This is a genomic window from Bradyrhizobium guangdongense, from assembly GCF_004114975.1.
Taxonomy (GTDB): domain Bacteria; phylum Pseudomonadota; class Alphaproteobacteria; order Rhizobiales; family Xanthobacteraceae; genus Bradyrhizobium; species Bradyrhizobium guangdongense.
Map to the genome: position 1 here is coordinate 6,549,932 of NZ_CP030051.1, position 24,728 is coordinate 6,574,659.

The 24,728-nt window shown below is 65.7% G+C and carries 26 protein-coding genes; 12 read left to right on the forward strand and 14 right to left on the reverse strand.

The genetic code is table 11. From position 1 onward, the window contains the following. Positions 1 to 19 precede the first annotated feature (19 nt). Positions 20 to 1,162 carry an alpha-hydroxy acid oxidase gene (locus tag X265_RS31290; RefSeq protein WP_128968313.1) on the forward strand — a complete coding sequence of 381 codons (1,143 nt, stop codon included), beginning with the start codon at positions 20 to 22 and terminating at the stop codon, positions 1,160 to 1,162. A gap of 10 nt (positions 1,163 to 1,172) precedes the next feature. Here the strand turns inward: X265_RS31290 and X265_RS31295 are convergent, their stop codons facing one another. The 7 genes from X265_RS31295 to X265_RS31325 form a co-directional block, all read right to left on the reverse strand. Continuing rightward, positions 1,173 to 1,799 carry a hypothetical protein gene (locus tag X265_RS31295; RefSeq protein WP_128968314.1) on the reverse strand — a complete coding sequence of 209 codons (627 nt, stop codon included), beginning with the start codon at positions 1,797 to 1,799 and terminating at the stop codon, positions 1,173 to 1,175. Between the two features lie 56 nt (positions 1,800 to 1,855). Continuing rightward, complete coding sequence (locus X265_RS31300) at positions 1,856 to 2,695, reverse strand: shikimate dehydrogenase (protein ID WP_128968315.1); 840 nt, start codon at positions 2,693 to 2,695, stop codon at positions 1,856 to 1,858. Between the two features lie 65 nt (positions 2,696 to 2,760). Next, on the reverse strand, positions 2,761 to 4,503 hold the full coding sequence (locus X265_RS31305; RefSeq protein ID WP_128968316.1) for a SulP family inorganic anion transporter: 1,743 nt from the start codon (positions 4,501 to 4,503) through the stop codon (positions 2,761 to 2,763). 76 nt (positions 4,504 to 4,579) lie between these two features. Beyond that, complete coding sequence (locus X265_RS31310) at positions 4,580 to 4,852, reverse strand: helix-turn-helix domain-containing protein (protein WP_128968317.1); 273 nt, start codon at positions 4,850 to 4,852, stop codon at positions 4,580 to 4,582. A gap of 302 nt (positions 4,853 to 5,154) precedes the next feature. Further along, the gene (locus tag X265_RS31315; RefSeq protein WP_128968318.1) at positions 5,155 to 7,203 is read right to left on the reverse strand and encodes an elongation factor G; all 2,049 of its coding nucleotides are present in this window, start codon (positions 7,201 to 7,203) and stop codon (positions 5,155 to 5,157) included. 343 nt (positions 7,204 to 7,546) lie between these two features. After that, positions 7,547 to 8,029 (reverse strand): DUF992 domain-containing protein, encoded by a 483-nt coding sequence (locus tag X265_RS31320; protein ID WP_128968319.1) that lies wholly within the window; start codon positions 8,027 to 8,029, stop codon positions 7,547 to 7,549. 377 nt (positions 8,030 to 8,406) lie between these two features. Continuing rightward, on the reverse strand, positions 8,407 to 9,609 hold the full coding sequence (locus tag X265_RS31325; RefSeq protein WP_128968320.1) for a pyridoxal phosphate-dependent aminotransferase: 1,203 nt from the start codon (positions 9,607 to 9,609) through the stop codon (positions 8,407 to 8,409). 528 nt (positions 9,610 to 10,137) lie between these two features. On the opposite strand from X265_RS31325, the gene X265_RS31330 reads away from it, so the two are divergent. The 6 genes from X265_RS31330 (at position 10,138) to X265_RS31345 (ending at position 14,032) form a co-directional block, all read left to right on the forward strand. After that, positions 10,138 to 10,788 (forward strand): glutathione S-transferase family protein, encoded by a 651-nt coding sequence (locus X265_RS31330; protein WP_128968321.1) that lies wholly within the window; start codon positions 10,138 to 10,140, stop codon positions 10,786 to 10,788. A gap of 153 nt (positions 10,789 to 10,941) precedes the next feature. After that, positions 10,942 to 11,118 (forward strand): hypothetical protein, encoded by a 177-nt coding sequence (locus tag X265_RS40830; protein ID WP_164938881.1) that lies wholly within the window; start codon positions 10,942 to 10,944, stop codon positions 11,116 to 11,118. A gap of 73 nt (positions 11,119 to 11,191) precedes the next feature. Continuing rightward, positions 11,192 to 11,350, forward strand: coding sequence for a hypothetical protein (locus X265_RS40835; RefSeq protein ID WP_164938882.1), 159 nt, complete (start codon positions 11,192 to 11,194; stop codon positions 11,348 to 11,350). 130 nt (positions 11,351 to 11,480) lie between these two features. Further along, the gene (locus tag X265_RS31335) at positions 11,481 to 12,293 is read left to right on the forward strand and encodes a PAS domain-containing protein (protein WP_128968322.1); all 813 of its coding nucleotides are present in this window, start codon (positions 11,481 to 11,483) and stop codon (positions 12,291 to 12,293) included. Between the two features lie 81 nt (positions 12,294 to 12,374). After that, complete coding sequence (locus X265_RS31340; RefSeq protein ID WP_128968323.1) at positions 12,375 to 12,830, forward strand: GNAT family N-acetyltransferase; 456 nt, start codon at positions 12,375 to 12,377, stop codon at positions 12,828 to 12,830. 260 nt (positions 12,831 to 13,090) lie between these two features. After that, positions 13,091 to 14,032: an aldo/keto reductase gene (locus X265_RS31345; RefSeq protein WP_128968324.1), complete on the forward strand. Its 942-nt coding sequence runs from the start codon at positions 13,091 to 13,093 to the stop codon at positions 14,030 to 14,032. A 10-nt stretch (positions 14,033 to 14,042) separates the two neighbouring features. Here the strand turns inward: X265_RS31345 and hmuQ are convergent, their stop codons facing one another. The 4 genes from hmuQ to X265_RS31365 all read right to left on the reverse strand — a co-directional run bounded on the left by hmuQ (position 14,043) and on the right by X265_RS31365 (position 17,639). Next, positions 14,043 to 14,366, reverse strand: coding sequence for a heme-degrading protein HmuQ (hmuQ, locus tag X265_RS31350; RefSeq protein WP_128968325.1), 324 nt, complete (start codon positions 14,364 to 14,366; stop codon positions 14,043 to 14,045). Positions 14,367 to 14,423: 57 nt separating this feature from the next. Beyond that, the gene (locus X265_RS31355; protein ID WP_128968326.1) at positions 14,424 to 14,795 is read right to left on the reverse strand and encodes an endonuclease domain-containing protein; all 372 of its coding nucleotides are present in this window, start codon (positions 14,793 to 14,795) and stop codon (positions 14,424 to 14,426) included. Positions 14,796 to 14,859: 64 nt separating this feature from the next. After that, positions 14,860 to 16,077, reverse strand: a complete 1,218-nt coding sequence (locus X265_RS31360; RefSeq protein WP_164938883.1) for a DUF1501 domain-containing protein — start codon at positions 16,075 to 16,077, stop codon at positions 14,860 to 14,862. A 2-nt stretch (positions 16,078 to 16,079) separates the two neighbouring features. After that, positions 16,080 to 17,639, reverse strand: a complete 1,560-nt coding sequence (locus X265_RS31365) for a DUF1800 domain-containing protein (protein ID WP_128968328.1) — start codon at positions 17,637 to 17,639, stop codon at positions 16,080 to 16,082. Positions 17,640 to 17,753: 114 nt separating this feature from the next. Here X265_RS31365 and X265_RS31370 point away from each other — a divergent pair, with 114 nt between their 5' ends. After that, complete coding sequence (locus X265_RS31370; RefSeq protein ID WP_128968329.1) at positions 17,754 to 17,954, forward strand: cysteine-rich CWC family protein; 201 nt, start codon at positions 17,754 to 17,756, stop codon at positions 17,952 to 17,954. A gap of 124 nt (positions 17,955 to 18,078) precedes the next feature. Here the strand turns inward: X265_RS31370 and X265_RS31375 are convergent, their stop codons facing one another. From X265_RS31375 to X265_RS31385, 3 genes are all read right to left on the reverse strand, one after another. Beyond that, positions 18,079 to 18,774: a glutathione S-transferase family protein gene (locus tag X265_RS31375; protein ID WP_128968330.1), complete on the reverse strand. Its 696-nt coding sequence runs from the start codon at positions 18,772 to 18,774 to the stop codon at positions 18,079 to 18,081. 117 nt (positions 18,775 to 18,891) lie between these two features. Continuing rightward, the gene (locus X265_RS31380) at positions 18,892 to 19,122 is read right to left on the reverse strand and encodes a hypothetical protein (protein WP_128968331.1); all 231 of its coding nucleotides are present in this window, start codon (positions 19,120 to 19,122) and stop codon (positions 18,892 to 18,894) included. After that, on the reverse strand, positions 19,119 to 19,898 hold the full coding sequence (locus tag X265_RS31385; protein WP_128968332.1) for a sulfite exporter TauE/SafE family protein: 780 nt from the start codon (positions 19,896 to 19,898) through the stop codon (positions 19,119 to 19,121). Before X265_RS31385 ends, X265_RS31380 begins: the two co-directional genes overlap by 4 nt. Positions 19,899 to 20,044: 146 nt before the next feature. On the opposite strand from X265_RS31385, the gene X265_RS31390 reads away from it, so the two are divergent. The 4 genes from X265_RS31390 to uvrB all read left to right on the forward strand — a co-directional run bounded on the left by X265_RS31390 (position 20,045) and on the right by uvrB (position 24,630). Then, a complete protein-coding gene (locus X265_RS31390) occupies positions 20,045 to 20,959 on the forward strand; it encodes a LysR substrate-binding domain-containing protein (protein ID WP_128968333.1) in 915 nt (304 codons plus the stop codon). Between the two features lie 109 nt (positions 20,960 to 21,068). Next, positions 21,069 to 21,296, forward strand: a complete 228-nt coding sequence (locus X265_RS31395) for a hypothetical protein (protein WP_128968334.1) — start codon at positions 21,069 to 21,071, stop codon at positions 21,294 to 21,296. A 55-nt stretch (positions 21,297 to 21,351) separates the two neighbouring features. Beyond that, on the forward strand, positions 21,352 to 21,582 hold the full coding sequence (locus X265_RS31400; RefSeq protein ID WP_128968335.1) for a hypothetical protein: 231 nt from the start codon (positions 21,352 to 21,354) through the stop codon (positions 21,580 to 21,582). Between the two features lie 93 nt (positions 21,583 to 21,675). Then, complete coding sequence (gene uvrB / locus X265_RS31405; protein ID WP_128968336.1) at positions 21,676 to 24,630, forward strand: excinuclease ABC subunit UvrB; 2,955 nt, start codon at positions 21,676 to 21,678, stop codon at positions 24,628 to 24,630. Positions 24,631 to 24,728: the final 98 nt, after the last annotated feature.

The window sequence follows — 24,728 nt, forward strand, 5'->3', positions numbered from 1 at the left end:
CGGGCCGGGGAAAACGTTCATGAAACACATCACCTGTATCGACGATCTTCGCGCGCTGCATAAACGCCGCGTGCCGAAGGCGTTCTTCGATTATTGCGACCGCGGCTCCTATGCCGAGGAAACGCTGCGCGCCAACCGCGAGGACATGCAGGCGATCAAGTTCCGCCAGCGCATCCTGGTGGACGTTTCGAAGCGCGACACCTCGACCACGATTCTCGGCGAGCCATCGACGATGCCGCTGATCCTGGCCCCGGTGGGCCTGCTCGGCATGCAGCACGGCGACGGCGAAATTCACGCCTGCCGCGCGGCCCAGGCTGCCGGCATCCCGTTCACGCAGTCGACCATGTCGATCTGCTCGATCGAGGATATCGCCGCCGCCGTCGACAAGCCGTTCTGGTTCCAGCTCTACGTGATGAAGGACCGCGGCTTCATCAAGGACCTGATCCAGCGCGCCATCGCCGCCAAGTGCAGTGCACTGGTGCTGACGGTCGATTTGCAGGTGATCGGCCAGCGCCATGCCGACATCAAGAACGGCATGACCGTGCCGCCGGAATGGTCGCTGTCGAAGCTGCTGGATTTCGCCAGCAAGCCCGCCTGGGTGTCCGGCGTGCTGCAAGGCAAGCGCCGCACCTTCGGCAACATCGCCGGGCACGTGAAGAACACCGAGGATCTCAACCGCCTCGCCGAATGGACCGCCTCGCAGTTCGACACCTCACTGAACTGGAAGGACGTCGAGTGGGTCCGCAGCATCTGGCCGGGCAAGCTCGTCATCAAGGGCATTCTGGACGTCGAGGACGCCGAAGAAGCGGCCAAGACCGGCGCGCAGGCGCTGGTCGTCTCCAACCATGGCGGCCGTCAGCTCGACGGCGCGCCGTCCTCGATCGAGGTGCTCCCTGAGATCGCCGACGCGGTCGGCGACAGGATGGAGATCATGTTCGACGGCGGCATCCGCTCCGGCCAGGACGTGATGCGCGCGCTCGCACTCGGGGCAAAATCCTGCATGATCGGGCGCGCTTACGCGTACGGACTAGGTGCCGGCGGCCAGGCCGGCGTCGCCAAGGCGATCGACATCATCCAGAAAGAGCTGTTGACGACCATGGGCCTGTGCGGCGTCAACCGGATCGACGAGATCGACGATCATATCATTGCGGAGGCGCCGTAACGACGGCGCCTCACATCGGCGGTGTCAGGCCGTCGCGGCCGACGCTGATGCGATTGGTCTCGAACGATCCGTCCGGCAGTTGCTTCATGAAGGCGATGACCTTGGCGCCGGCCTTCAATTCCGAGATGTCGCCGGGAACGAAAGTCACGACCGGTGTCATATCGGAGACGAACACCTTCTTCTCGCCGTCCTTGTACTTCACCAGCAGCGTATGGCCGTCATTGCCGACCACGCTCTCCGACACCGTGGCATTGGTCATGCTGGAATTGGGCTTGAGATCGTAGGGCCGCGAGCCTTCTCCGGTGCCGCGCATGCTCTCCGGAAACACGTGCACCTCGACGGCGTTGTTGCCGCCATCGGGCCCCGGCACCGTGGTCGCGCCGACGAAGGAGCCGACCTTGATGTCGGCCAGTGCGATCTTGGTGACACCGACGACGCGCGCATCGGAGGCGATATGGAGCTTGACGTCCTCGCCGCTGCGCGACTTGACCTGCATGGTGTCACCATCGACGCTCTCGATCGTGCCGCGCACGCGCGTCGGCACCGGAGCTCTTTGCGCGAGGGCTGCAAAGGTGGACGCAGCCACCATCGCAACAGCGATGAGCGGGCGCGTGAAATTGGCACGTTGGATCGTCATGGATGTCTCCGATTGTCCCCACGAGGGTAGAACGCCGGAGACCGCGCACTATTCTCTCAAGACTTTGTGAGATCGGCCTCGACCAGCGCGCGCAGCTCGGCGGTCACCTCGGGCCGCTGCCCGAACCACAGCTCGAAGCCGCGCACCGCCTGATGCAACAGCATGCCGAGCCCGTCGGCGGTCTTCAGCCCGCGATCCCCGGCCGCCGCGAGCAGCGGCGTCACGAGAGGGACATAGACGAGGTCGGTAACGACGGCGCCTATCGGCAGCCGCGCCACGTCGACATCGAGCGCTCCCTGGCCGTGCATGCCGAGCGAGGTCGTGTTCACGAGAAGTTTTGCCCGCGGCAAAATCCCGTCGATCGCATCCCAAGGCAGCGGGTGCACGTTCGGCCCGAACTGCGCCGCCAGCGCCTCGGCCCGCGCCAAGGTGCGGTTGGCAAGATGGATGCGCTTGACGCCGCGATCGAGCAGGCCGAACACGACCGCGCGCGAGGCGCCGCCGGCTCCCAGCACCAGCGCCTCCTCGGCCTCGTCCCATCCAGGCGTGCTGGCATCGAGATTGCCGAGAAAGCCCTCGACATCGGTGTTGGTCGAGCGCAGCTCACCATCGGCGAACCACAGCGTGTTGCCAGCGCCGACCGCCTTGGCGCGCGTATCGGGCGTCGACAGCGCCAGCACGGCTTCCTTGTGCGGGATCGTGACATTGGCGCCGACGAAGCCGCGCAGCGACAGCCGCAGCACGAAATCGCGCAGGTCCTCGGGCGGAACCGCCTCGATGACATAGCCGCCTTCGATGCCGAGCGTGCGCAGCCAGTAATGATGGATCAGCGGCGAGCGCGAATGCGCGGCCGGCCATCCGATCAAGCAGGCTGCGGGAGTTCTCGGCGCGCTCATCTGTCCCTCGGTGCGTTTCGAGGGCGATCCATTTCGCGTCCTGCCGCTCCTGTCAAGCAGGCCGGCTACAACGCGGATTCGGCTGCGCCCGGGCCTGCCTTGACGTCGGCGACCGCACGCTCGATGGTCTGGCGATAGCGCGCGCGTCGCGGGCTTACGCCATGCGTCAGCAGCGCGCGGCGCACCGCCGGCGAGGCGCCGGTGATGAACAGCCGGATGCCCTGGCGCTGGGCCTTGGCGGCGACGCGCCCCAGTACGTTCGCCGCGGTGGAATCCAGGAACGGCACGGCCGCGAAATCGACCACAAGCGCCTTGCGCTTGTCGTCGACGCCGTCCAGCACGCCGCCGATGACCGAGGCGGCACCAAAGAAGAACGCGCCGGTGATGCGATAGACCAGCACGTCGCGATCGACCGCAAGGGTGGAATCGTAAGGAACGCGCTCGCCATTGGCGTCGTCGGCACGATCGGCGGCGACCAGGGGCGTGCGTTCCTCGATGCCCGTCATCTCCGCCATGCGATGGATGAAAAGCACCGCACCAAGCGCGAAGCCGACCAGGATGCCTTCGGTCAGGTCGCGGAAGATGGTGAGCAGGAAGGTCGCGAGCAGCACGACGGCATCGCCCCAGGACGAGCGCAGGAGCGTTGCGAATTCGTGCTTCTCCGCCATGGTCCAGGACACCACGACCAGCACGGCAGCGAGCGCGGCGAGCGGGATGTAGCTTGCGAGCGGTGCTGCCACCAGCATGAACAGCAGCAGGAAGACGGAGTGCAGCATGCCCGCCAGCGGCCCGCGGGCGCCGGCGCGGATGTTGGTCGCGGTGCGCGCGATCAGGCCGGTGACGCAGATGCCGCCGAACAGCGCCGAGCCGAGATTGGCCGCGCCTTGCGCCACCAGCTCGCAATTGGAGCGGTGACGGCGTCCGGTCATGCCGTCGGCCACCACCGCCGACAGCAGCGATTCGATCGCCGCGAGCAGCGCAAAGGAGATCGCATCCGGCAGCACCGCCTTGGCCTTCTCGAACGAAAACGCCGGCAGCACCGGCGACGGCAGTTCGCGCGGGATGCCGCCGAAGCGGCTGCCCACGGTCTCGATCGGCAGCGACAGCACGGCGGTGGCGACCGCCGCGAGCACGACTGCGATCAGGATGCCGGGCCAGGACGGCCGCCACATCCGTAACGCTGCGATGATCGCGATGCTGACCAGCGCGACCGCGACGGCGGAGGGATTGATGGTATCGAGGCCGCCGGCGAGCGCCACGAGCTTCGGCACGAACTCGCTCGGCTCCTTCCCCGCCAGCGTGATGCCCGAGAGATCGCGAAGCTGGCTCGCAAAGATGATCACCGCGATGCCGGCGGTGAAGCCGACGGTCACCGGATAGGGAATGAACTTGATGTAGGTGCCGACACGCAGCAGGCCCGCGGCGATCAGCATCAGGCCTGCCATCAGGGTGGCGAGAATGACGCCGTCGGCGCCGTGCCGCTCCGCCGTCACTGCGACCAGGACGATGAAGGCACCTGCGGGCCCGCCGATCTGGAAACGACTGCCGCCGAGCAGCGAGGCGATGAAGCCGCCGACCACCGCGGTGTAGAGGCCGCGATCCGGCGTCACGCCGGACGCGATCGCGATCGCCATCGACAGCGGCAGCGCGACGATGGCAACCGTGAGGCCCGCGAAGACATCGGCGCGGAAATCCGCAAGGCCATAGCCCTCGCGCCAGACGGTGACGAGTTTTGGCAGATACAATTCGGCAAAGCTCGGCCGACGCAGCTGGTGCAGCCCGCTTGCTTGATCGCTCGTGATGCTCATTGTCCCACAATGCTCCGGCGCACCGTGCAGCGCGCGCGTGCGACGGTGCGTTAGTTCAGATTGTTCTCGCCCGGGATCACGCTTCCACCCGACGCGGCGGCCCCGGCTCCTTCAGGCGGACACCGCGTCCGCCGCTGTCGCTGCGGACCTGTTCGCCGATCAGCTCGACGCCGGCCCGATCGAACGCCTCGACCACCCTCGTCAGGGTCTCGACCACGCCGCGCACATTGCCGGTCGAGGCCTCCATCCGCTGGATGGTCGGCAACGACACCCCGGCGAGCTCGGCCAGCGTTTTCTGGTCAATGCCAAGCAGCGCGCGGGCCGCCCGCATCTGGTACGACGTGATCACCTCGACCTCATATACGAAGAGTTATAAATGATATTCAGCACGTATACAATTATGTAAAATACATCATATGGAGATGAGTGCAAGAGGGCCCCTGCTGCCTCCTCGGTCATTGCAAGCGCAGCGAAGCGATTCAGAATCCTCCTCGGAAAGACTCTGGATTGCTTCGCTACGCTCGCAATGACGCGTGGAGAGAGCGCGGGCCGCGTACAGCGCCGCAGTCGTGGATGTAGCCCACCCCCTCCCCGTGAAGAAGGGGAGGGCGTGACAGAAGTGCGCGCCTTCTTTGCCGCCGTCCTAGCCGATCACGCCGCGTGCTGATGCGCGGCGATGATCTGGTCGGCGGCGCGGCCCGTGACTTCGGCCATGTGGTCGAACTGGCGCGTGAAGCTGCCGGCGCCGGCCGTGGCGGAACGGAGCTCGACGATCAGTTCGCCGATCTCGGCTTCCGGCATCATCGCCCGCACGCAGTCCCAGCCGCTCCAGCCGTCGCGGGTATCGAAGCCGAGAATCTGGCCGCGCCGCGCCGACAGGATCGCATTGATCTTGGCGGTCGCGTCGGTCGGACAGACGATCTCGACCATGTGGATCGGCTCCAGCAGCACTGATTGGCATTGCGGCAGGCCTTCGTTGAGTCCGATCCGCGCCGCCGTGCGGAAGGCGAGGTCCGAGGAGTCGACGCTGTGATAGGAGCCGTCGGTCAGCGTCACCTCCACGTCGGTGACGGGAAAGCCGAGCGGACCACGGGCGAGCCCGTCGACCACGCCCTCTTCCACCGCGCCGATATAGTTGCGCGGCACCGCGCCGCCGACGACCTTTTCGGCGAATCTGAAACCTTCGCCGCGCGGTAGCGGCTTGATGTCGAGCACGACGTCGCCGAACTGGCCGTGACCGCCGGATTGCTTCTTGTGGCGGCCGCGCTGGACGATCGACTTGCGGATGGTCTCCTGGTAGCCGATCGCCGGCGGATGCGAGGTGATCTTGACGCCGAAGCGATCGCGCAGCCGCTCGCTGGCGACGCGCAGATGCATTTCGCCCTGCCCCCACAGCACGGTGTCGTGGGTCTGGGCGTTCTGCACGACCACCAGCGAGGGGTCCTCCTCGTGCAGCCGCATCAAGGCCTGGCCGAGCTTGACGTCGTCCTTGCGGTCGGTGGCCGCAACCGAAATGGCGAGCACCGGCGGCGTCGGCTCGATGCTAGCGAGTGCGGCGGGCGGGGTCTTGCCGCTGGAGACGGTGTCGCCGGTCTTGACCGGATCGAGCTTGGCAAGCGCGACGGTATCACCGGCTTCGGCCGAGGCACGCTTGCTGTCATAGGCACCGTTGACGGCAAGGATGCCGGAGATGCGGCTGGTTCCGCCGGAGGAGGATTGCAACGTGGCGCCGTCGTCGAGATGGCCGGCGAGCAGCCGGGTCAGCGACAGCTTGCCGCCGTGCTGCGAATGCAGCGTCTTGAAGACGAAACCGAGCGCATCCTTCGTGGAGGGCGCACCGAGACGTTTTGCGGTCTCGGCGATACCAGGCGCCTCGTGGCGCAGCGCCTTCATCAGACGCAGCACGCCGTTTTCGCGCGCGGCAGAGCCCAGCAGCACCGGGCAGATCAGCCCTTCGCGCAATTCGCGGGCGAGGTCGTCGAACACGGCATCGCGCGGCGGCTGGATGTCCTCGAGCAATTGCTCCATCAGCGCATCGTCGTGATCGGCAAGCTTCTCGAGCATCGAGAAGCGAGCCTCCTTTTCACGATCGAGATCGCCGCCTTCGAGCCCGATCACTTCGGAGGCCTTGTGCTCGCGATAGACGAAGGCGCGCTCGAGCGCGAGATCGACGAAGCCCTCGATCAGCTCGCCCTTCCAGATCGGGATCTGGCGCAGCACCAGCGGCACACGCGAGGCGGGCTGGAGCATCGCGAGCGTCTCGCGGATGCGCTTGTTGGCGCGGTCGATCTTGTTGAGGAACAGGAAACGCGGAATCTTCAGCTCCTCCAGCTCGCGCAGGATGATCTGAAGCTGCGGCAGCTTCTTCTCGTCGGCCTCGCAGACCACGATCGCAGCGTCGACGGCGGGAAGCGCGGCGCGCATATCGTGGGCAAATTCGACGGAACCGGGACAATCGAGGAAGGTGTAGCTGTCGCCCATGAAGCTCGCGGTGGCGGCGGTGAGGCCAACGGTCATCTTGTGATGACGGGCCTCGGGCGTGGCGTCGCCGACGGAAGTTCCGGCATCGACACTGCCGGCGCGCGGAATTGCGCCCGTCCGCGCCAAGATCGCTTCGAGAAGTGTAGTTTTACCTGATTGGAAAGGGCCCACCAGCGCGATGCACCGTGGACCTCGGGGACTTCTGACGTCTTGTCCCATTTCGCCGCCTCCTTGGTTGGAGCTCGGCCCATGATTGGGTCGGCAAACGCAGATGCTCTGCCCGTCCCCGAGATTTGGCAAGCATCAAACGTCGCTGCGGTGCGTCGTCAATTAGATCAAGTCTTATAATGCCTGATACGATCAGGTCGCCATCCGCGAGCTGTTCCACCTCTCCCCGACGGGGAGAGGTCGGATTGCCGAGGCGCGCAATTGCGCGCCTGAGCAGTCCGCGTGAGGGTCCGTAGCATACGGTAAGACCTAAACCCCTCACCCGGATCGCATCTTTGGTGCGATCCGACCTCTCCCTTCGGGAGAGGTAAAGCAACGCCTCCACTGGAGCGACTCAACGGCCGGGACGGAGTTCCAGGCTTTCGAGACCGGCGGCGACGTTGAGGCCGACCTGGCCCTGCACGCTGAGCGGCTGGAGCGCGATCGAATTGTTGGAGCCGCCCACCAGCACGTTGCCGCCGAGACCGACGCCGACCGATGCGCTCCCTTGCGCGCCTGCATAGTTGCCGGAGAGATCGCCGGGGCCGAGCCGGTCGACCGGCGCGAACACGCCCCAGGCGAGCGTGGTTTCCTGGGTGATGCCGATATCGAGCCCCATTTTGCGGATCGTCGCGACGTAGCGGTCTTCCGGCAGGCCATCGGCGCGCAGCACGCAGCCGAGATTGGTTACCGACCCCACGATGAATCCGACGCTGGCGCCGCCGCGGCATTCGAGCACGCCGACCCGGACCATCCGCTGCTGCTGTGCGCCGCTGCTTGCGACGGAGGCCACGAGGCTGACGGCGGCGAGCCCGGCAAGGATGAACGAACGGCGCATGAATGTCTCCGGCGATGAATGTGATGCGAGCAGGGAAGGACGCAGCTACCAAGTGGTCCGCGATGGTTTATGCCACAAGAGACGTGGTGGTGCCAGATCGGACGCGACTGCAATCGAACCCGCGGAGAGAGGCCCCTCACCCCACCCTCTCCCCGTAAGAACGGGGCGAGGGAGTGAGAGAGCGGCGCGTCCCTCACGATGCGGGCCTGCTCAACCTCCCCGCTCTTTGCGGGGAGAGGTCGGATTGCGAAGCAATCCGGGTGAGGGGCATGGCACGACATCGGCCCGAGCAATAGTCCATCCGACTCCACTATCGAAGCACGCACAAAAAGGCCCGCGCGAAGCGGGCCTTTTCGATTTGCACTGTCGCGATCAGCTCAGCGCAGATTGCCACAGAAGCGCTGGATGCGCTTGCAGGCGTCTTCGAGGTCCGAGGTCTTGGTCGCGTAGGAGATGCGGAATGCCGGGCCGAGGCCGAAGGCCGAACCCTGCACGACGGCAACGCCTTCGGTCTCGAGCAGCTCGGTGACGAACTGCTCGTCGTTGGAGATCACATTGCCCGACGGCGCCTTCTTGCCGATCGTGCCGGCACAGGACGGATAGACGTAGAATGCGCCTTCGGGACGCGGACACTCGATGCCGTTGGCCTGGTTGAGCATGGAGACGACGAGATCGCGCCGCTCCTTGAACACCTTGTTGTTGGCCGGGATGAAGTCCTGCGGACCGTTCAGCGCCTCCACCGACGCCCATTGCGCAATCGAGCACGGGTTCGAGGTCGACTGCGACTGGATGGTCGACATCGCCTTGATCAGCTGCGCCGGGCCGCCCGCGTAGCCGATGCGCCAGCCGGTCATGCAATAGGCCTTCGACACGCCGTTCACGGTGAGCGTGCGGTCGTAGAGGCTCGGCTCGACCTGCGCGACCGTGGTGAACTGGAAGTCGTCGTAGACGAGATGCTCGTACATGTCGTCGGTCATCACCCAGACATGCGGGTGCTTGACGAGGACGTCGGTGAGCGCCTTCAGCTCGGCCTTGGTGTAGGCGGCGCCCGTCGGGTTCGACGGCGAGCACAGGATGACCCATTTGGTCTTCGGCGTGATCGCGCGCTCGAGCGCCTCGGGCTGCAGCTTGAAACCGTGAGCTGCGGTGCAGACCACCGACACCGGCTCACCGCCGGCCAGCGCCACCATTTCAGGATAGCTGACCCAGTACGGCGCGGGAATGATCACCTCGTCGCCCGGATTGATGGTCGCCATGAGTGCGTTGTAGAGCACCTGCTTGCCGCCGGTGCCAACGATGATCTGGTTCGGCTTGTAAACGACGCCGTTCTCGCGCTGAAACTTCGCGATGATGGCGTCCTTCAACTCGGGGATGCCGTCGACCGCGGTGTACTTGGTCTTGCCGGCCTCGATGGCGCGGATCGCCGCCAGTTTGATGTTGGCGGGCGTGTCGAAGTCGGGCTCGCCGGCGCCGAGGCCGATGACGTTGCGGCCCGCCGCTTTCAGCGCGCGTGCTTTGTCCGTGACCGCGATGGTCGCGGACGGCTTCACACGGTCGAGCGCAGCGGCAAGGAAGGACATCGTCATCTCCTGACAAGCGTCGTGAACCCTTTGGCCACGACTCTGATTGTGGGAATGGAGCCACCCTAAAACGTGTGCCGCTGCACCGCAAGAAACTTCGGCCCGGTCTCGCAAAAGTTTGCGGATTTAGTGCAGCTCGAGGTTCGATTTTCCGCAACTTTGCCCCGCAATCCGCTCATATCCGGCAAGGCTTGTCCTCGGAGCAATCTGAGGCCGCTCAAACGCCGCAGAACCGACGGCCGGCTGAGGTGCGGCCCACCACCGCGCATCAGCCCGTGGCGAGATCACCCAGTCGGCGCTTCGCACACGATCGCGCGACGCGATGCGTCGTGCATGCTGACGCAAGCGTGATCTGATTTGCAGCCTCGCCGCGAACATGATCTTCCCTGGCGCTGCAGTGCAGTAGGGTTTTCGAGTTTTTCTATTGGCCGGACCTTGCGGCGGATTCGCATCGGCATCATTGTTTAGCCGCGGTCCGGGGCAACAAGCATCGCACCTTCCCAATCCTTTCGGAATCGAACTCCCAGAATGTACAAGCTCTATTCGATGCAACGCTCGGGCAACAGCTACAAGGTCCGCCTTGCGCTGGCGCTGTTGAACCAGCCTTACGAAGCGGTCGAGGTGGACATTCTGCGCGGCGAGAGCCGCACGCCCGATTTCCTGACCAAGAACCCGTCGGGCCAGGTGCCGCTGCTCGAGGTCGGCGACAACCGCTATCTCGCGGAGTCCAACGCCATCCTCTGGTATGTCGCCGTCGGCACGCCGCTCGCGCCGGAGAACCGCATCGATCGCGCCGAGGCGCTGCAATGGATGTTCTTCGAGCAGCACGCGCTCGAGCCCAACATCGGCGCCGCCTATTTCTGGCTCTCGCTGGTCAAAGGCGGCCGCGACCTGCAGACCCACGCGCTCGAGGATTGGATGGAGCGCGGCTATGGCGCGCTCCAGGTGATGGAGAACCACCTCAAGACCAATGCCTACTTCGCCGCCCGCCAGCTCACGGTGGCCGACATCGCTCTGTACGGCTACACCCACCTGGCCGATCGCTGCGATTTCGACATCGAACCTTTCCCGGCGATCCGGGACTGGCTGAAACGCGTCGAGGCCGCGCCCGGCTTCGTGGCGATGGACTGGCGCCCCGCCGATATCGAGGATCCCGCCAGCATCGCCGCTGGGGCCTGAAACCGGTGCAGCGTTAAGAAATAGCGGGCATAGCGTTAACCTTTGCCGCAATCCCGCCATTTTCAGCTGATCGCCGCCGCAATATTGCCGGTTGGGATTGTGAAGTTGTTCGACGTCGCGGGTGATTCGCTCGCACGTTGAAGGATTTAGACCATGACTCGGGCGTCCGGCACGGTCGGCTTTCAGGGCCAAACCGATACCGTCTCGTCTTCCCGGCTAACCAACGCGGTCGCGACCTCGCTCGCCGTCGCGGCGCTCTCGCTATGCCTGATCGTCACCCTCACGGTGCTGTCGACCAAGGCGACGATGGCGATGGGCCTGCCGATCTGATCCCCGTTTCATCCCTGACAGCCTTCAAGGTGCCGCGCGGTCCCGCGCCTGACAGTATCGCGACGGGACATCGATGAAATCGCCTGTGGTCATCGTTGCAATCACCCTGACTGCGGCCATCCTGGTCGCGGCATCGCTGTTGATTTTGGTCGGCACCCGCAAGGGACCGGGAACGTCGACGCTGAATGCGCCCGCACCCCAACAGCGCATGATGCTTACACATTTGGTCTAAAATCATCCGAAAGCTTTCAGCGCGCAGGCAAGCGCCGCTTAATCGCGCCGCACGAAACGGCATTGCACTTGTGCAACTATGGGTCAGTCTGGCGGCCTTATCTCGTTCAGGAAGGAACGAGGCCAGGCCCATGCGGTTCGGATGGCGTGCCATCTCCGGTCCCGTACTGACGGCAGCGATCGCATTGCTGGCGATCCTGCTCGACCGTCACGCTCCCGCGCTCTCGCTGGCGCCGCTGTTCGTCTGCGCCGTGGCGCTGGCCGGCTCGATCTCTGGCTTTGCATCCGCACTTGGCAGCACGGCCATCGCCATGATCGGCGCGACGCTGCTCACGCTCGGTCATCGCACCGCGCCCGGCATTGCGGGGGCCGATCTCGCACAGCTCGGCCTGCTCGCGCTGACGACCGTCGGCGCCGCCGCCATCACGGGCCTGATGCGCGAGCGTCTGCTCCACGCTTTCGCAGCCGAGCGGCGCAATCACGCCACGGCCGCCCGCCTGTCCCTCGCGCTCGACCAGGTCGACATCGGCATCGTGCTGCTCGACGCCGAGACCCGCGCCGAATTCATCAACCGCGCCTTCCGCGACTATTTCGCGCTGCCGGACGAAGTGGCCGACAGCAAACCGCCCTTCGTCGCGCTGATGTATCATGGACGCGACACCGGCGCGTTCGAGCTGCCGGAGGACGAACTCGGTGTCTTCATCGCGCAACGCATGGAGATGGTGCGGACCGGCGATGCGACGCCGATCAACATCGCCATGCGTGACGGCGAGGTGTTGCGGTTCGTCTGCACCGCGCTGCCCGACGGCGGCCGCATGCTGAGCTATACGCCGGTGACCGACCTCGTGCGCCACACCGATGCGCCTGAACGCGCCGACCATTATCGCTCGCTGCGCGATTCCGCCGGGCGGAAGCTGATCCGGTATTTGCGCGTCGCGGAGTGATGCGCGACGGCGCGATTGATCCACACCGCACTCATCCCGTATGAAGGACGCTTCATCGTCTCTTCGAACGCGGATTCCCAGATGTCGCTCACCGTTCGCTCCGTCATACGACAGGACTACGATCAATGGCTGACGCTGTGGGACGGCTACAACGCCTTCTACGGCCGCTCCGGTGCGACCGCGCTGGCACCCGAGATCACCAAGATGACCTGGCAGCGCTTCTTCGATGCCTATGAGCCGGTGCATGCGCTGGTGGCCGAAAGCGGCGGCAAGCTGCTCGGGCTCACGCATTACCTGTTCCATCGCAGCACCACGGCGATCGAGCCGTCGTGCTATCTGCAGGACCTGTTCACGAACGAGGCCGCGCGGGGCAAGGGGGTCGGCTCGGCGCTGATCTACGGCGTGTATGAGCGCGCCAGGCTCGCAGGCGCGCCGCGGGTCTACTGGCAGACGCACGAGACCAACACCGTTGCGCAGAGCCTGTACGACAAGGTCGCGGAGCGCTCCGGCTTCATCGTCTATCGCAAGATATTCTAATTCCTCGAGCCAGAGCCCTGTGGATAAGTCCTGATGTCACCGGCGCGTTACACACCTGGACTATGTTGCAGGTGCGTCTGATCAGGCCCCCCGTCACCGATCAAGCGCCCCAAGCGGTCCCCGTCAGTCGCCGCGTCTGACAGGGGCCGCATTTTTTTGTTCGTCTCACCTATCCGCATGGCAGCAGCGCGGCCAGAAGCTTGCCGGTGCAATGCAGCGCCGTCACAATGGACGCTGCTTTGTTGTGACGGGATCTCCCAATGGAAATTCGTAATCTCGGCGGCTCCGGCCTGCGCGTGTCCGCGGTCGGGCTCGGCTGCAACAATTTCGGCCAGCGCATCGACCTCGAGGCCTCGCGCAAGGTGATCCACCGCGCGCTCGATCTCGGCATCACGCTGTTCGACACCGCCGACATCTATTCGAACAAAGGCGGCTCGGAAGATGTGCTCGGCGCCGTGCTGGGCGGCCGCCGCAAGGACATCGTGCTGGCGACGAAATACGCCAAGCCGATGGCCGAAGACGGCACCAAGCAAGGCGCCTCGCGCCGCTACATCATGGAAGCGGTGGAAGCGAGCCTGAAGCGGCTGAAGACCGATTACATCGATCTCTACCAGCAGCACGATTACGACCCGCTGACGCCGATCGAGGAGAGCCTGCGCGCGCTGGACGATCTCGTCCGCCAGGGCAAGGTGCGCTACATCGGCAACTCGAATTTTCCGGCCTGGCGCATCGCGGAAGCGGAATACGTCGCACGCGCGATGAATGTCTCCAGGTTCGTGTCCTGCCAGGACGAATACTCCCTGGTCGTACGCGACATCGAGAAGGACCTGCTGCCCGCGGCAACGGAGTACAAGCTCGGCTTGCTGCCGTTCTTCCCGCTCGCCAGCGGCCTTTTGACCGGCAAGTACAAGAGGGGCGAGGCCGCGCCCGACAACACCCGCTTCGGCCAGACGCCGCGGCTGCGCGACCGCTACGTCACGCCGCGCAACGAGGACATCGTCGAGAAGCTGCAGGCCTTCGCAAAGGCACGCGGCCATTCGATGCTGGAGCTCGCCTTCTCCTGGCTCGCCTCGCGGCCGCAGGTGTCGAGCGTGATCGCGGGCGCCACCCGCGTCGAGCAGGTCGAGCAGAACGTCAAGGCGATCGCCTGGCAGCTTACGGCCGAGGATCTCGTCGAGATCGACAAGATCACGCTGGAATGATCCTGGCGCGCTATTTGGCGCCGCGCCCCACCGTCTGCACCACCTCGAAGCCTTCGAACTGGGGATGGCCGAGATAGAGCGGCTTGTTGTCGCCGGCCTTGTGATGCGCCGCGCGAAACGCCTCCGACTTGGTCCAGGCTTCGAAGGCGGCGTGATTGGCCCACACCGTGTGCGAGGCAAACAGCGTATGGTCCTCGAGCTCGGGCCCGCGCAGCAGATGGAATTCGACGAAGCCCGGCACCTTGTCCAGATGGGTGTCGCGCGACAGCCAGACCTGCTCGAAGGCAGCTTCCGAGCCCTTGGCGACACGGAAGCGGTTCATGGCGATGTACATGGGTGATGGTCTCCTGATTTGAGGGCAATGTCGCTCTCCCCCTCCCTCGCCCCGTTCTTACGGGGAGAGGGTGGGGTGAGGGGCTGCTTCCGCGAGCTCGGTCTCGATTGCACTAAGAACGCCATCGATGTTCCCGAGCACATCATTATTCCAGAAACGAAGCACCTTGTATCCCTTCTCTCTCAGGCGCCCATCACGAACAGCATCCGCCGCCGACTCATTATGTTGCCCGCCATCAACTTCGACGACGAGCCGCTTCTCTCTACAAACGAAATCGCAGATGTACCCGATGATCGGCTCTTGCCTAACGAACTTGTGCCCGTCGATTCGTCGATTGCGGATGCGATTCCAGAGGACCGTCTCCGCGTCTGTTTGATCGGCACGTAGTCGCCGTGCGAGTCGGATGGATTTTTCGTCTTGGCCACGCATTTGCCTTGCCCCTCACCCGGATCGCTGCGCGATCCGACCTCTCCCCGCAAAGAGCGGGGAGAGGTTAAGCCACCAGCCCCTTCATCGGCCTTGCGGCGGCGCTATCCGGGAACACGGTCTGGGCCAATACCTGATCCGAGAGGCCGAACTGCCCCTGCAGCACGCCCTTGATCACGGAGCGCAGGTCGGTGGTCGGCTTGAGGTCGCGCCCCTCGTAGAGATTGGCGGGCTTGAGTCCGGGCCAGTCGGAAATGACGCGGCCGCCCTTCACGGCGCCGCCGGCGAGCAGCGCGATCGTGCCGGTGCCGTGGTCGGTGCCGTCGGTGCCGTTGATGCGCGCGGTGCGGCCGAACTCGGTGGCGACGACGACGGCGGTGTCGCGCCAGCGCTCGCCCAAACCGCTTTCGAATTCGGCGAGCGCGCCGTCGAGACCGCCGAGCAGGAAAGCGAGACGTCCGACCGGGCCGCCTTCATTGGCATGGGTGTCCCAGCCGTCGAAGGCGAGCGCGGCGATGCGTGGACCATCATCGGCCGCCATCAATTTTGCCGCGCCGCGCGCGACCTGCCGCATCTGCGCGACCGCGTTGCCCGGCTTCGGCTTCATGTCGTCGCCGCTCGCGGCCTTCTCGAGCTGGAGGCCTTGCGTCAGCGCCGCGGCCAGCGCGGGATCGCGATGACGATAGAGATCGACCAGCCGCATCGCGGTGTCGTCGTCGGCCTGCGGCAGCGCGACCGGAGCCCAGCCGACGGTCGGCGCGTTGCCGCGCAGCACCAGCGGCGTGGTGGGGCCGACCGCAAGTCCGCTCGACACCCGCTCGCCGCGCGGCAGCGCTTCCAGCGCGCGGTTGAGCCAGCCGGACTGCACGCGGCCGGGACCGGCATAGCCGCTCTCGAGCACGTCCTGGCCGTCGAAATGCGAGCGATCGCGATACGGCGTCGCGACGGCATGGATCACCGCGGCATGCTGGTCGCGGTACATGCGCGCGAATTCCGGCATCGCCGGATGCAGCGCGAAGAAGCCGTCGAGCCTGGTCGCGGGATGCGCGCCATCCGTCGCGAGCGCGATCGAACCGTGCAGGCCGGCATAATCGGGGTCGCCGACCGGCGCGACGGTCGCGAGCCCATCGAGCGCGCCGCGCAGGATCACCACGACGAGGCGCGGGTCGCGCCCATCGGCGGCGCGTGCGAATTTCGGCAAATAGGCCCAGGCCGCGAACGAAGCGCCGCCGAGCAGCAGGCCGCGGCGCGAGGTGAGGAGCCGGTTTTCGACGCAGTCGATCATCTTCATCTCCTCTGTATCTCAGGCGACATCAGCAGCAGCGCCAGCGCCTGCTGGCGCGATTCCGCACGCTCGATGGTCCGCCGTGTTTCGGGCGAGGCCGCATCGCCGGCAGCGAATTCCAGGAGGTCGAGCGGATCGATGTTGGGCCCGAGCCGCGCCCCCATCTGCGAGGCGATGTCGAGCCGGAGCTTCATGCCTTCGGGCGCAGCCCAGGCCGCGGCCGTATCGGGGAAACCGTTCGGCCCGGCCGGCGTCCACAAGGGCTGGCCGAGCAGGTTCAGACTGTTGAGATAGAAGCCGGGATCTTCCGGCACGCGCGCCAGCAGCCGGCCGCTCGCGACCAGGAAATCGTAAGGACTGCGCATCTTGGTCAGCGGCGCCTTCCAGGCTTCGTCGGAATCGACCAAAGCCGTGGCGAGCGCCTTGAGATCGCCGTCGGTCTTGACGAAGACGTCGCGCATCCGCGCCACCAGCGCCGGCGGCGGATCGTCGGCGACGAAATGCCGGACGAATTTGGTCGCGACGAAATTCGCCGTCGACGGATGCCGCGCGATGTCGGCGAGCGCGGCTTCGCCCTGCGCGAGGCCATTCGCCTCATAGGTCTTGCCGAGCAGCACCTGCGGTCCGGGCTGATGCGCATTGGCGTTGAAGGCGAAGGAGCCGGGCAGCCCGATCTGGCCTTTGCGGCCGGCGAAGGTCCAGCCGGTGATGATGCGCGCCAACGAGGTGACGTCCTCCTGCGTATAGCCGCCACCGACGCCGAGCGTATGCAGCTCCATGATCTCGCGCGCGAGATTCTCGTTCAGCCCGCGCTTGCGGTTCTGGCCCGCGCGCGAGTCGGGTCCGAGCGATTGCTGGTTGTCGAGGAAGAACAGCATCGCCGGATGCTGCTCGACCGCCTTCAGCATGTCGGCGAAACGCCCGAGCACGTGCGGACGAATCGCCTCGCGCTCGAACGCGCCGGCCCACATCCGCGCCAGCTCGCCCTTGCTCGCGGAGATACAGAAATGGTTGGACCAGAACGCGACCAGGCGCTCGGTGAAACCGCAATCGACCATCATCGCCCGCTGCAATCGCGCCAGCGCCTCGGTGCGAAAGGTCTTCTGGATGACGTTGAGCGGCTGCGCCGGCTTTGCGGCCGCCGGCGGCGCAGCGCCCGGTTGCATGCCGTCAGGCTTCATCGCGCCGTCGGTCGGCTTCGCCTCGGCCATCGGGCCGGCGATCTCGGCGGTCACGGTGTTCAGCGAGAGGTTACGGCGCAATTTGGTGTCGGGCTTCTGGTCGGCCGGCGCCTGAGGCGGCGCCTCCGTCGGGGCGCCGGCCTTCGCCGCCTCGCGCGCCTGCTTGACCTGATCCTGATAGGCGAACGCGGCCTGCCCGAGCTGCGGCGTCGATTGCAGGCCAGGCGCCTCCAGCAGCACGCCGTAGGGACGGGCCAGCTCCGCCTTCACGAAGCCGCGCGGATCGGAGGCCGCATTGACGAGATCGCCGGACGCACCGCCGCGGGCACCGAGGCCGAAGCGGTTGAGCGCAACGAGGGCGGCTTGCGAGTCGCGAGCCATCGATTTGTTCTCCGCGTGGAACCAGCCGCTTTTCGAGCGTGTCAACGAGGCCTAATATACCGAGGCGGGAGATGAACCCGGCATGAAAATCACGGCGAAGCCTTAGCGCATATCATGACAATTTCGAAAGAATTCGCGTTGCAGGAACCGCCGGCCCGCCGCCTCACCTGCTCCCGCTGCGGCACCGAGTTCGGCTGCGATCTCTCGGGCAATTGCTGGTGCGCGGAGGAGACGGCGCGACTGCCGATGCCGGTCAAGGGCGAGGATTGCCTGTGCCGCGAGTGTTTGCGGAAGGCGGCGAACACTGCTCGTTAAGCGCGAGGCGACGGCCACATCCTCAGTATTGTAGGGTGGGCAAGGGCGCAGTTGCGCCGTGCCCACCGTCCCCATCCAACACGATCAGGTCGTGGCACGCTTCGCTTTGCCCAGCCTACGAAGTCTAAACTGGATGCCCCGGCGATTTCCGCGCCATGCCGTCGAACGCATCGAGCAGCCTGCCGCGCCAGGCATAGACCGGATCGTCAGCCTCGAGCAGCTTGAACGGGCTCACCACGCGCGCCCATTGGAAGCCGCCGAACACGATGTAGTCGGCATAATCAGGCGCGCGGCCGCCGATGAAGGGCTGCGTCTTGAAGGTCTGGCGCAACACCTCCAGCGATTTGCGGAATGCCACCACGCCGCTGTCGCGGTTCGCCATGATCTCTTCCAGCGGCTTGCCGAAGCGCGCTTCCCGCGACTGACGGAAATAGGTGGCGTCGGGCTCGCCGAGGTTGTTCGGAATGTCGGCGATGATGAGCGGAAAGATGCCGCCGACGATGGCGATGTCGCCCCAGGCGTTGATCATGCGCGCCATGGCGCGGCCGCCCTCGCCGCCGAACAGCGAGGGCCGATCCGGAAATTCGTCTTCGAGGTAATTCGCGATCGTCCAGGAATCGACCACCGGCTTGTCGTGATGCAGCAGCACAGGGACCTTCTCCGAGCCGTGCGGCGCGATCGTGCTCTTCTCGGTGAAACGCCAGGGCAACGATTCCGCCGAGAGCCCCTTGTGCGCCAGCGCCATCCGCGTGCGCCAGCAGAACGGGCTGAACGGGCGCGAGGCATCGGTGCCGACGAGTTCGTAGAGTTTGAGCGACATGGTGTTGTTCCGTCATTGCGAGCGCCAGCGAAGCAACCCAGACTGCCTCCGCAGTCACATTCTGGATTGCTTCGCTGGCGCTCGCAATGACGATGTCGAGGCAGAAGCGCCCTGCGTCTACCGCCCGTTGGTGCGCAGCAGCTTCTCGCCCGCTTCCGTCACCGCGATGACGAGGCCGATGCCGGGCAGCGTCTCGCGGGCGACGAAGCCGCGGTCGGCGGCGTCTTCCCAGATGGTGAGGCGCGGGCACGAGGTTTTCCAGGTCGCGATCACCTCGGCATAGGCGCGCGGCTCGCGCGCGACCCATTCGACGAAGTCCAGCACCAGCGGGTCGGCCTGACTGCTCATTGCAAACCTCCCTTGTCGATGGCGGCGAGCACCGGCGTGCGAACCAAGAGCCAGCCGCCATAGGCGATGTAGTAACAGGCGATGGTGGTGATCAGCTTGTACGACCAGGTGACGAATTGCTGGTCGGTCATGGCTTCGAGCAGGCGCCGCGCCAGCGTGGTGCCGAGCATCGAGGCGAGGATCGCGACGCCGGCGAGCACGGGATCGAGGCTCGCCGCCTGGTCGATGATGCCGCCGAAATAGATCAGCTTGGTGAAATGGCTGACGACCTGGCACATCGACTTCGTCGCCACCTTCTCGCGCCGGCCGAAATTGCCGCCGAGGAAGAACGTGTCGAGCAGCGGACCGGAGACGCCGGTCATCAGCATCAAGCCCATGCAGATCGTGCCGTAGACGGTGCCCTGCCAAAGGCTGTCAGGGTCGGGCTTGATGTTGGTCGGCAGCAGCCGGGCCATGAACGGCGTGGCGCCCAGCATCAACAGCGCGATCGGCTTGTCAGGCACGTAGCGGGTGACCGACCAGGCCGCGAGCGCGATCGCCGCGCCGACCAGATAGTTCGCCACCGCCCGCCAGCGGATATGCTGGCGCCAGAGCAAGGCACGCCAGCCATTCGAGGCCATCTGCGTGATCGCATGCAGCACCATCGCGGTCGGCAGCGGCATCAGCGCCAGCAGCACGCCGATCAGGATCAGCCCGCCCGCCATGCCGAACAGCCCCGACAGGAACGCGGTGGCCACCATCAGCAATCCGAGGGCAGCGATCATGATGGGCGTCAAGGGACGGTTCTCCTGTTCGGCAGCTAGGGACGCTTGATTCCCTCGTCTCCGCAAGCGGGGAGAGGCGAAGGAGAAGGTGCCTCGCTTGCGCCTGCTTCGCAAACTGAGTTATCTTGCCCTGGCATCAGCTTTCCTGAGGGTAGACTTTGCGCCGCCTGCTCTTTCTCAACGGCATCAAGGCATTCGAGGCGGCGGCGCGGACCGGCAGCTTTGCTGGGGCCGGCGTCGAGCTGAGCGTGTCGGCGGCCGCCGTCAGCCGCATGGTGCATCTCCTGGAGGAGCGGCTCGGCGTCGCGCTGTTCGAGCGCAAGGCCAACAGGCTGGTGCTGACACAGGCGGGCCGCGCCTATCAGAGCGGCCTGACGCCGATCTTCGATGCGCTCGCCAGCCTCACCGCGCAGGTGACGGCGCCCGCGAGCGTGCGCGTGCTCACCATCGGCGTCGGACATACGTTTGCGATGCGCTGGCTGATCCCGCGCCTGTCGGAGTTTCGCAGCGAGGAGCCCGACATCGAGGTGCGCTTCACCACCGGCGGCGCGTCGGTGCCGTTCGGCGAGGACTGGAGCTGCGGCATCAAGCTCGGCACCGGCGACTGGCCGGGGCTCGTCGCCGAACCCCTGTTCGCCGGTGATTTGACGCCGGTCTGCGTGCCCCGCCTCGCCACGTCATTGAAGCGCCCGGCCGACCTCAAAGGTCCCAGCCTGATCCGCGTGGAACATTCGCCGGAGGACTGGCCGCTCTGGCTGAGGGCCGCGAACCTGCCCCGCATCAATCCGCGCGGGCCGGAGTTCCAGTTCTACGGCCAGGCACTCCAGGCCGCCGTCGACGGGCTCGGCATCGCCATGGGCATCCGGCCCTATATCGACGACGATCTCGCCGCCGGCCGGCTCGTCGCACCGTTCGACCTTTCCGTTCCCAAGGGGATGCGCTGGTACCTGCTCTACCGCAGCTTCCAGACCGAACAGCGCGACTTCGCCGCGTTCCGCCGCTGGATCATGCGGGCGGCCGCGGAACCCGCGGCCCGTCCGCGCCGATCCGGACGCAGCACTGTGCGGAACTGATCTCAACCGTTCGGCTGAAAAAGCCGGGCGCTTGTGAACCGCTTCACAGTCCCAAACCCGCAACCGTGCTCCTCTAACCCTCCGACACGAGCGCATTTGGGGACTACCAATGACGACCCTTTACGATGGCTTTGACATCGAATCCTTCGAAGCTGGCAAGGGACTGTGGCACGCCCGGATCAGGCGCGCCGATTTGAGCCCGGTCGCCATCGACGGCGTGCTGTTTCCGACCATGGAAGTCGGCTTCGCCTGGCCCGATCCGGACGCGGCGATCGCCGACGCCAAGCATCACATCGACCGGTTCCGCCGGCACGCGGACGACAGCGACGACGAATAGACTCCGCGAGAGAGGACTGAGCGACAGCGCGGCATAACAGGGGGGACACCTGACCATGTCGGTCATCAACTACGAAGACGCTGCGCAGCCGAGAATCTATTCCCGCGAGGTGCTGGCAATATGCCCGGAATGCGACGGCGATCTCACGGTGCTCCGTGTGATCGGCGGCCGCGCCGGGTGCGAGTACTGGACCATGCGCTGCACCGATTGCGGCGGGATTCATCTCGACATCCTCGAGCCGCGCCTGACAGTCGTGGACGGCGACGGACCGCTGCCGGCGGCGTGACCGCGGGGCCTGCTGCCAACCTGCTGTCAGCAGCCTGCGCGGAGACGGCTATTCGCCCTTTTCTGAGGGGCGGACTCGTCCCATATTCGCCTCATGGCGAAGAAAGCTGCTCCCCCAAAATCCCCCAAAACCAAGGCACCGAATTCAAAGGCACATCGGCCTGATGTGCAGCCGATCGGGCCGGCGCTGGCCGAACTGCTGAATCCCGCGATCAACCGCGGCGATGCCGGGCTGGGATCGGGCACCGGGCTGCAGCCGCCGCCGGACAATTCGCGCGACCGCCGCGCAGGAGGCGAAGCTGCCGCGCACCGGGCGCGCGCCTCGACGCCGAAGGAGTTTCCGCAGGATGCGACACGGCCGATGCCGCTGCGGCCCAATCCGCAGCCGGTGGGGGCACGGGCTTCGACCGAGGGCTTCGAGGAGGCCCCTCAGGCCAATTACGGCACGGCTGCCACGATCCCGACGCTCGATCCGGAACTGGCGCGGCAGCTCGGCCTTCCCACCGAGGAGGACGATGCCGAGGCGCTGGCGCGCCCGCCGCGCAGCAAGATGGAGGCGCTCGGCGTCAAAGCGACGGCCGACGCACTGGAATCCCTGATCCGCGAGGGCCGCCCCGAGTTCCGCAAGGGCGACGGCTCGATGAAGGTGTGGACGCCGCACCGGCCGCCGCGCCCGGAAAAGTCCGAAGGCGGCGTGCGCTTCGAGATCAAGTCCGAATACCAGCCGCGCGGCGACCAGCCGACCGCGATCAAGGAGCTGGTCGAGGGCATCGAGCGCAACGACCGTTCGCAGGTGCTGCTCGGCGTCACCGGCTCCGGCAAGACCTACACCATGGCCAAGGTGATCGAGGCGACGCAGCGCCCGGCGCTGATCCTCGCGCCGAACAAGACGCTGGCCGCCCAGCTCTATGGCGAGTTCAAGAACTTCTTCCCCGACAACGCCGTCGAGTACTTCGTCAGCTATTACGACTATTACCAGCCGGAAGCCTACGTTCCGCGCACCGACACCTACATCGAGAAGGATTCGTCGATCAACGAGCAAATCGACCGCATGCGCCACTCGGCGACGCGCGCGCTGCTCGAACGCGACGACGTCATCATCGTCGCCTCGGTATCCTGCATCTACGGTATCGGCTCGGTCGAGACCTATACCGCGATGACCTTCGCGCTGAAGAAGGGCGAGCGCATCGACCAGCGCCAGCTCATCGCCGATCTCGTCGCGCTGCAGTACAAGCGCACCCAGGCCGATTTCACCCGCGGCACCTTCCGCGTCCGCGGCGACGTCATCGACATCTTCCCGGCGCACTATGAAGACCGCGCCTGGCGCGTGAATTTGTTCGGCGACACCATCGAGAACATCGAGGAGTTCGATCCGCTCACCGGCCACAAGCAGGACGAGCTCGAATTCATCAAGATGTACGCCAACTCGCACTACGTGACGCCGCGGCCGACGCTGGTGCAGGCGATCAAGTCGATCAAATCGGAATTGAAGCTGCGGCTCGACCAGCTCAACAACCAGGGGCGCCTGCTGGAGGCACAGCGGCTGGAGCAGCGAACCACCTTCGACCTCGAGATGATGGAGGCGACGGGCAGCTGCGCCGGCATCGAGAACTATTCGCGCTATCTCACCGGGCGCCGCCCCGGCGAGCCGCCGCCGACGCTGTTCGAATACGTCCCCGACAATGCGCTGATCTTCGCCGACGAAAGCCACGTCACCATTCCGCAGATCGGCGCCATGTTCCGCGGCGACTTCCGCCGCAAGGCAACGCTGGCCGAATACGGCTTCCGCCTGCCCTCCTGCATGGACAACCGCCCCTTGCGTTTCGAGGAGTGGGACATGATGCGGCCGCAGACGATCGCGGTGTCGGCGACGCCGGGTGGATGGGAGCTCAACGAGAGCGGCGGCGTGTTCGTCGAGCAGGTCATTCGCCCCACAGGCCTGATCGATCCGCCCGTCGACATCCGCCCGGCCCGCACCCAGGTCGACGATCTCGTCGGCGAGGTGCGCGCCACGGCGCAGGCCGGCTATCGCTCGCTGATCACGGTGCTCACCAAGCGCATGGCGGAGGATCTCACCGAATACCTGCATGAGCAGGGGATTCGCGTCCGCTACATGCACTCTGATATCGACACGATCGAGCGCATCGAGATCATCCGGGATCTTCGGCTCGGCGCGTTCGACGCGCTGGTCGGCATCAACCTGCTGCGCGAAGGCCTCGACATTCCCGAATGCGCCCTCGTCGCGATCCTCGACGCCGACAAGGAAGGTTTTCTGCGCAGCGAGACTTCGCTGATCCAGACCATCGGCCGCGCCGCGCGCAACGTCGACGGCAAGGTGATCCTCTATGCCGACCAGATGACCGGCTCGATGGAGCGCGCCATCGCCGAGACAAACCGCCGCCGCGAGAAGCAGGTCGAGTACAACACCGCCAACGGCATCACGCCTGAGAGCGTGAAGAAGCATATCGGCGACATCCTCAACTCCGTCTACGAGCGCGACCACGTGCTGGTCGAGGTCGGCGGCCACGACATGACCGACGACGTCATCTCGATCGGCCACAATTTCGAAGCGGTGCTGGCCGATCTCGAAACGCGGATGCGCGAGGCCGCGGCCGACCTGAACTTCGAGGAAGCCGCCCGCCTCCGCGACGAGGTCAAGCGCCTGCGCGCCACCGAGCTCGCGGTGGTGGACGATCCCACCGCAAAGCAGCGCACGGTCACGACCAAGGCCGGCGCCTATGCCGGCACGAGGAAATACGGCGACGCCGCGAACCTGCCGGTCAGCGCGATGAAGAACAAGAGCGCCGCGACCGCGCTCAAGGCCGGCGGGGCCAAGGGCTCACGCGTGCACAAGCCGCATCTCGACGAGATGCACGGTCCGGAATCGCTGCCCTATCGCACCAGCCCGACATTGCCGTCGAAGCCGTTCGGCGGAAACAGCCGGATCATCCAGCCGACGGACTCGCGGCAGTCAGGGCCGGAGTTCGGGCCCGCGCCGAAGTCGACGGGCGGGGCACCGGGGCGACGCGGTCGGTGGAAGAAGAGGTAGGTTATTGGCGAAGAGAGCCGGCGATGCTGCACGATAGATCCCGGTCTCGCGAGGTCACACGAGACCGGGATATCGCGTTCGCCAATCACCGCCGGCAG

Excerpts from the sequence above, each read along its gene's own strand:
- X265_RS31365 (WP_128968328.1), bottom strand. The coding sequence starts at position 17,639 with ATGGCTCGCGACTCGCAAGCCGCCCTCGTTGCGCTCAACCGCTTCGGC.
- X265_RS40830 (WP_164938881.1), top strand. The coding sequence starts at position 10,942 with ATGACTCGGGCGTCCGGCACGGTCGGCTTTCAGGGCCAAACCGATACC.
- X265_RS31370 (WP_128968329.1), top strand. The coding sequence starts at position 17,754 with ATGACAATTTCGAAAGAATTCGCGTTGCAGGAACCGCCGGCCCGCCGC.
- X265_RS31355 (WP_128968326.1), bottom strand. The coding sequence starts at position 14,795 with ATGCGTGGCCAAGACGAAAAATCCATCCGACTCGCACGGCGACTACGT.
- X265_RS31290 (WP_128968313.1), top strand. The coding sequence starts at position 20 with ATGAAACACATCACCTGTATCGACGATCTTCGCGCGCTGCATAAACGC.
- X265_RS31345 (WP_128968324.1), top strand. The coding sequence starts at position 13,091 with ATGGAAATTCGTAATCTCGGCGGCTCCGGCCTGCGCGTGTCCGCGGTC.
- X265_RS31330 (WP_128968321.1), top strand. The coding sequence starts at position 10,138 with ATGTACAAGCTCTATTCGATGCAACGCTCGGGCAACAGCTACAAGGTC.
- X265_RS31340 (WP_128968323.1), top strand. The coding sequence starts at position 12,375 with ATGTCGCTCACCGTTCGCTCCGTCATACGACAGGACTACGATCAATGG.
- X265_RS31320 (WP_128968319.1), bottom strand. The coding sequence starts at position 8,029 with ATGCGCCGTTCGTTCATCCTTGCCGGGCTCGCCGCCGTCAGCCTCGTG.
- X265_RS31360 (WP_164938883.1), bottom strand. The coding sequence starts at position 16,077 with ATGATCGACTGCGTCGAAAACCGGCTCCTCACCTCGCGCCGCGGCCTG.
- X265_RS31395 (WP_128968334.1), top strand. The coding sequence starts at position 21,069 with ATGACGACCCTTTACGATGGCTTTGACATCGAATCCTTCGAAGCTGGC.
- X265_RS31300 (WP_128968315.1), bottom strand. The coding sequence starts at position 2,695 with ATGAGCGCGCCGAGAACTCCCGCAGCCTGCTTGATCGGATGGCCGGCC.
- X265_RS31375 (WP_128968330.1), bottom strand. The coding sequence starts at position 18,774 with ATGTCGCTCAAACTCTACGAACTCGTCGGCACCGATGCCTCGCGCCCG.
- uvrB (WP_128968336.1), top strand. The coding sequence starts at position 21,676 with ATGGCGAAGAAAGCTGCTCCCCCAAAATCCCCCAAAACCAAGGCACCG.
- X265_RS31295 (WP_128968314.1), bottom strand. The coding sequence starts at position 1,799 with ATGACGATCCAACGTGCCAATTTCACGCGCCCGCTCATCGCTGTTGCG.
- X265_RS31335 (WP_128968322.1), top strand. The coding sequence starts at position 11,481 with ATGCGGTTCGGATGGCGTGCCATCTCCGGTCCCGTACTGACGGCAGCG.
- X265_RS31305 (WP_128968316.1), bottom strand. The coding sequence starts at position 4,503 with ATGAGCATCACGAGCGATCAAGCAAGCGGGCTGCACCAGCTGCGTCGG.
- X265_RS31400 (WP_128968335.1), top strand. The coding sequence starts at position 21,352 with ATGTCGGTCATCAACTACGAAGACGCTGCGCAGCCGAGAATCTATTCC.
- X265_RS31315 (WP_128968318.1), bottom strand. The coding sequence starts at position 7,203 with ATGGGACAAGACGTCAGAAGTCCCCGAGGTCCACGGTGCATCGCGCTG.
- X265_RS40835 (WP_164938882.1), top strand. The coding sequence starts at position 11,192 with ATGAAATCGCCTGTGGTCATCGTTGCAATCACCCTGACTGCGGCCATC.
- X265_RS31380 (WP_128968331.1), bottom strand. The coding sequence starts at position 19,122 with ATGAGCAGTCAGGCCGACCCGCTGGTGCTGGACTTCGTCGAATGGGTC.
- hmuQ (WP_128968325.1), bottom strand. The coding sequence starts at position 14,366 with ATGTACATCGCCATGAACCGCTTCCGTGTCGCCAAGGGCTCGGAAGCT.
- X265_RS31325 (WP_128968320.1), bottom strand. The coding sequence starts at position 9,609 with ATGTCCTTCCTTGCCGCTGCGCTCGACCGTGTGAAGCCGTCCGCGACC.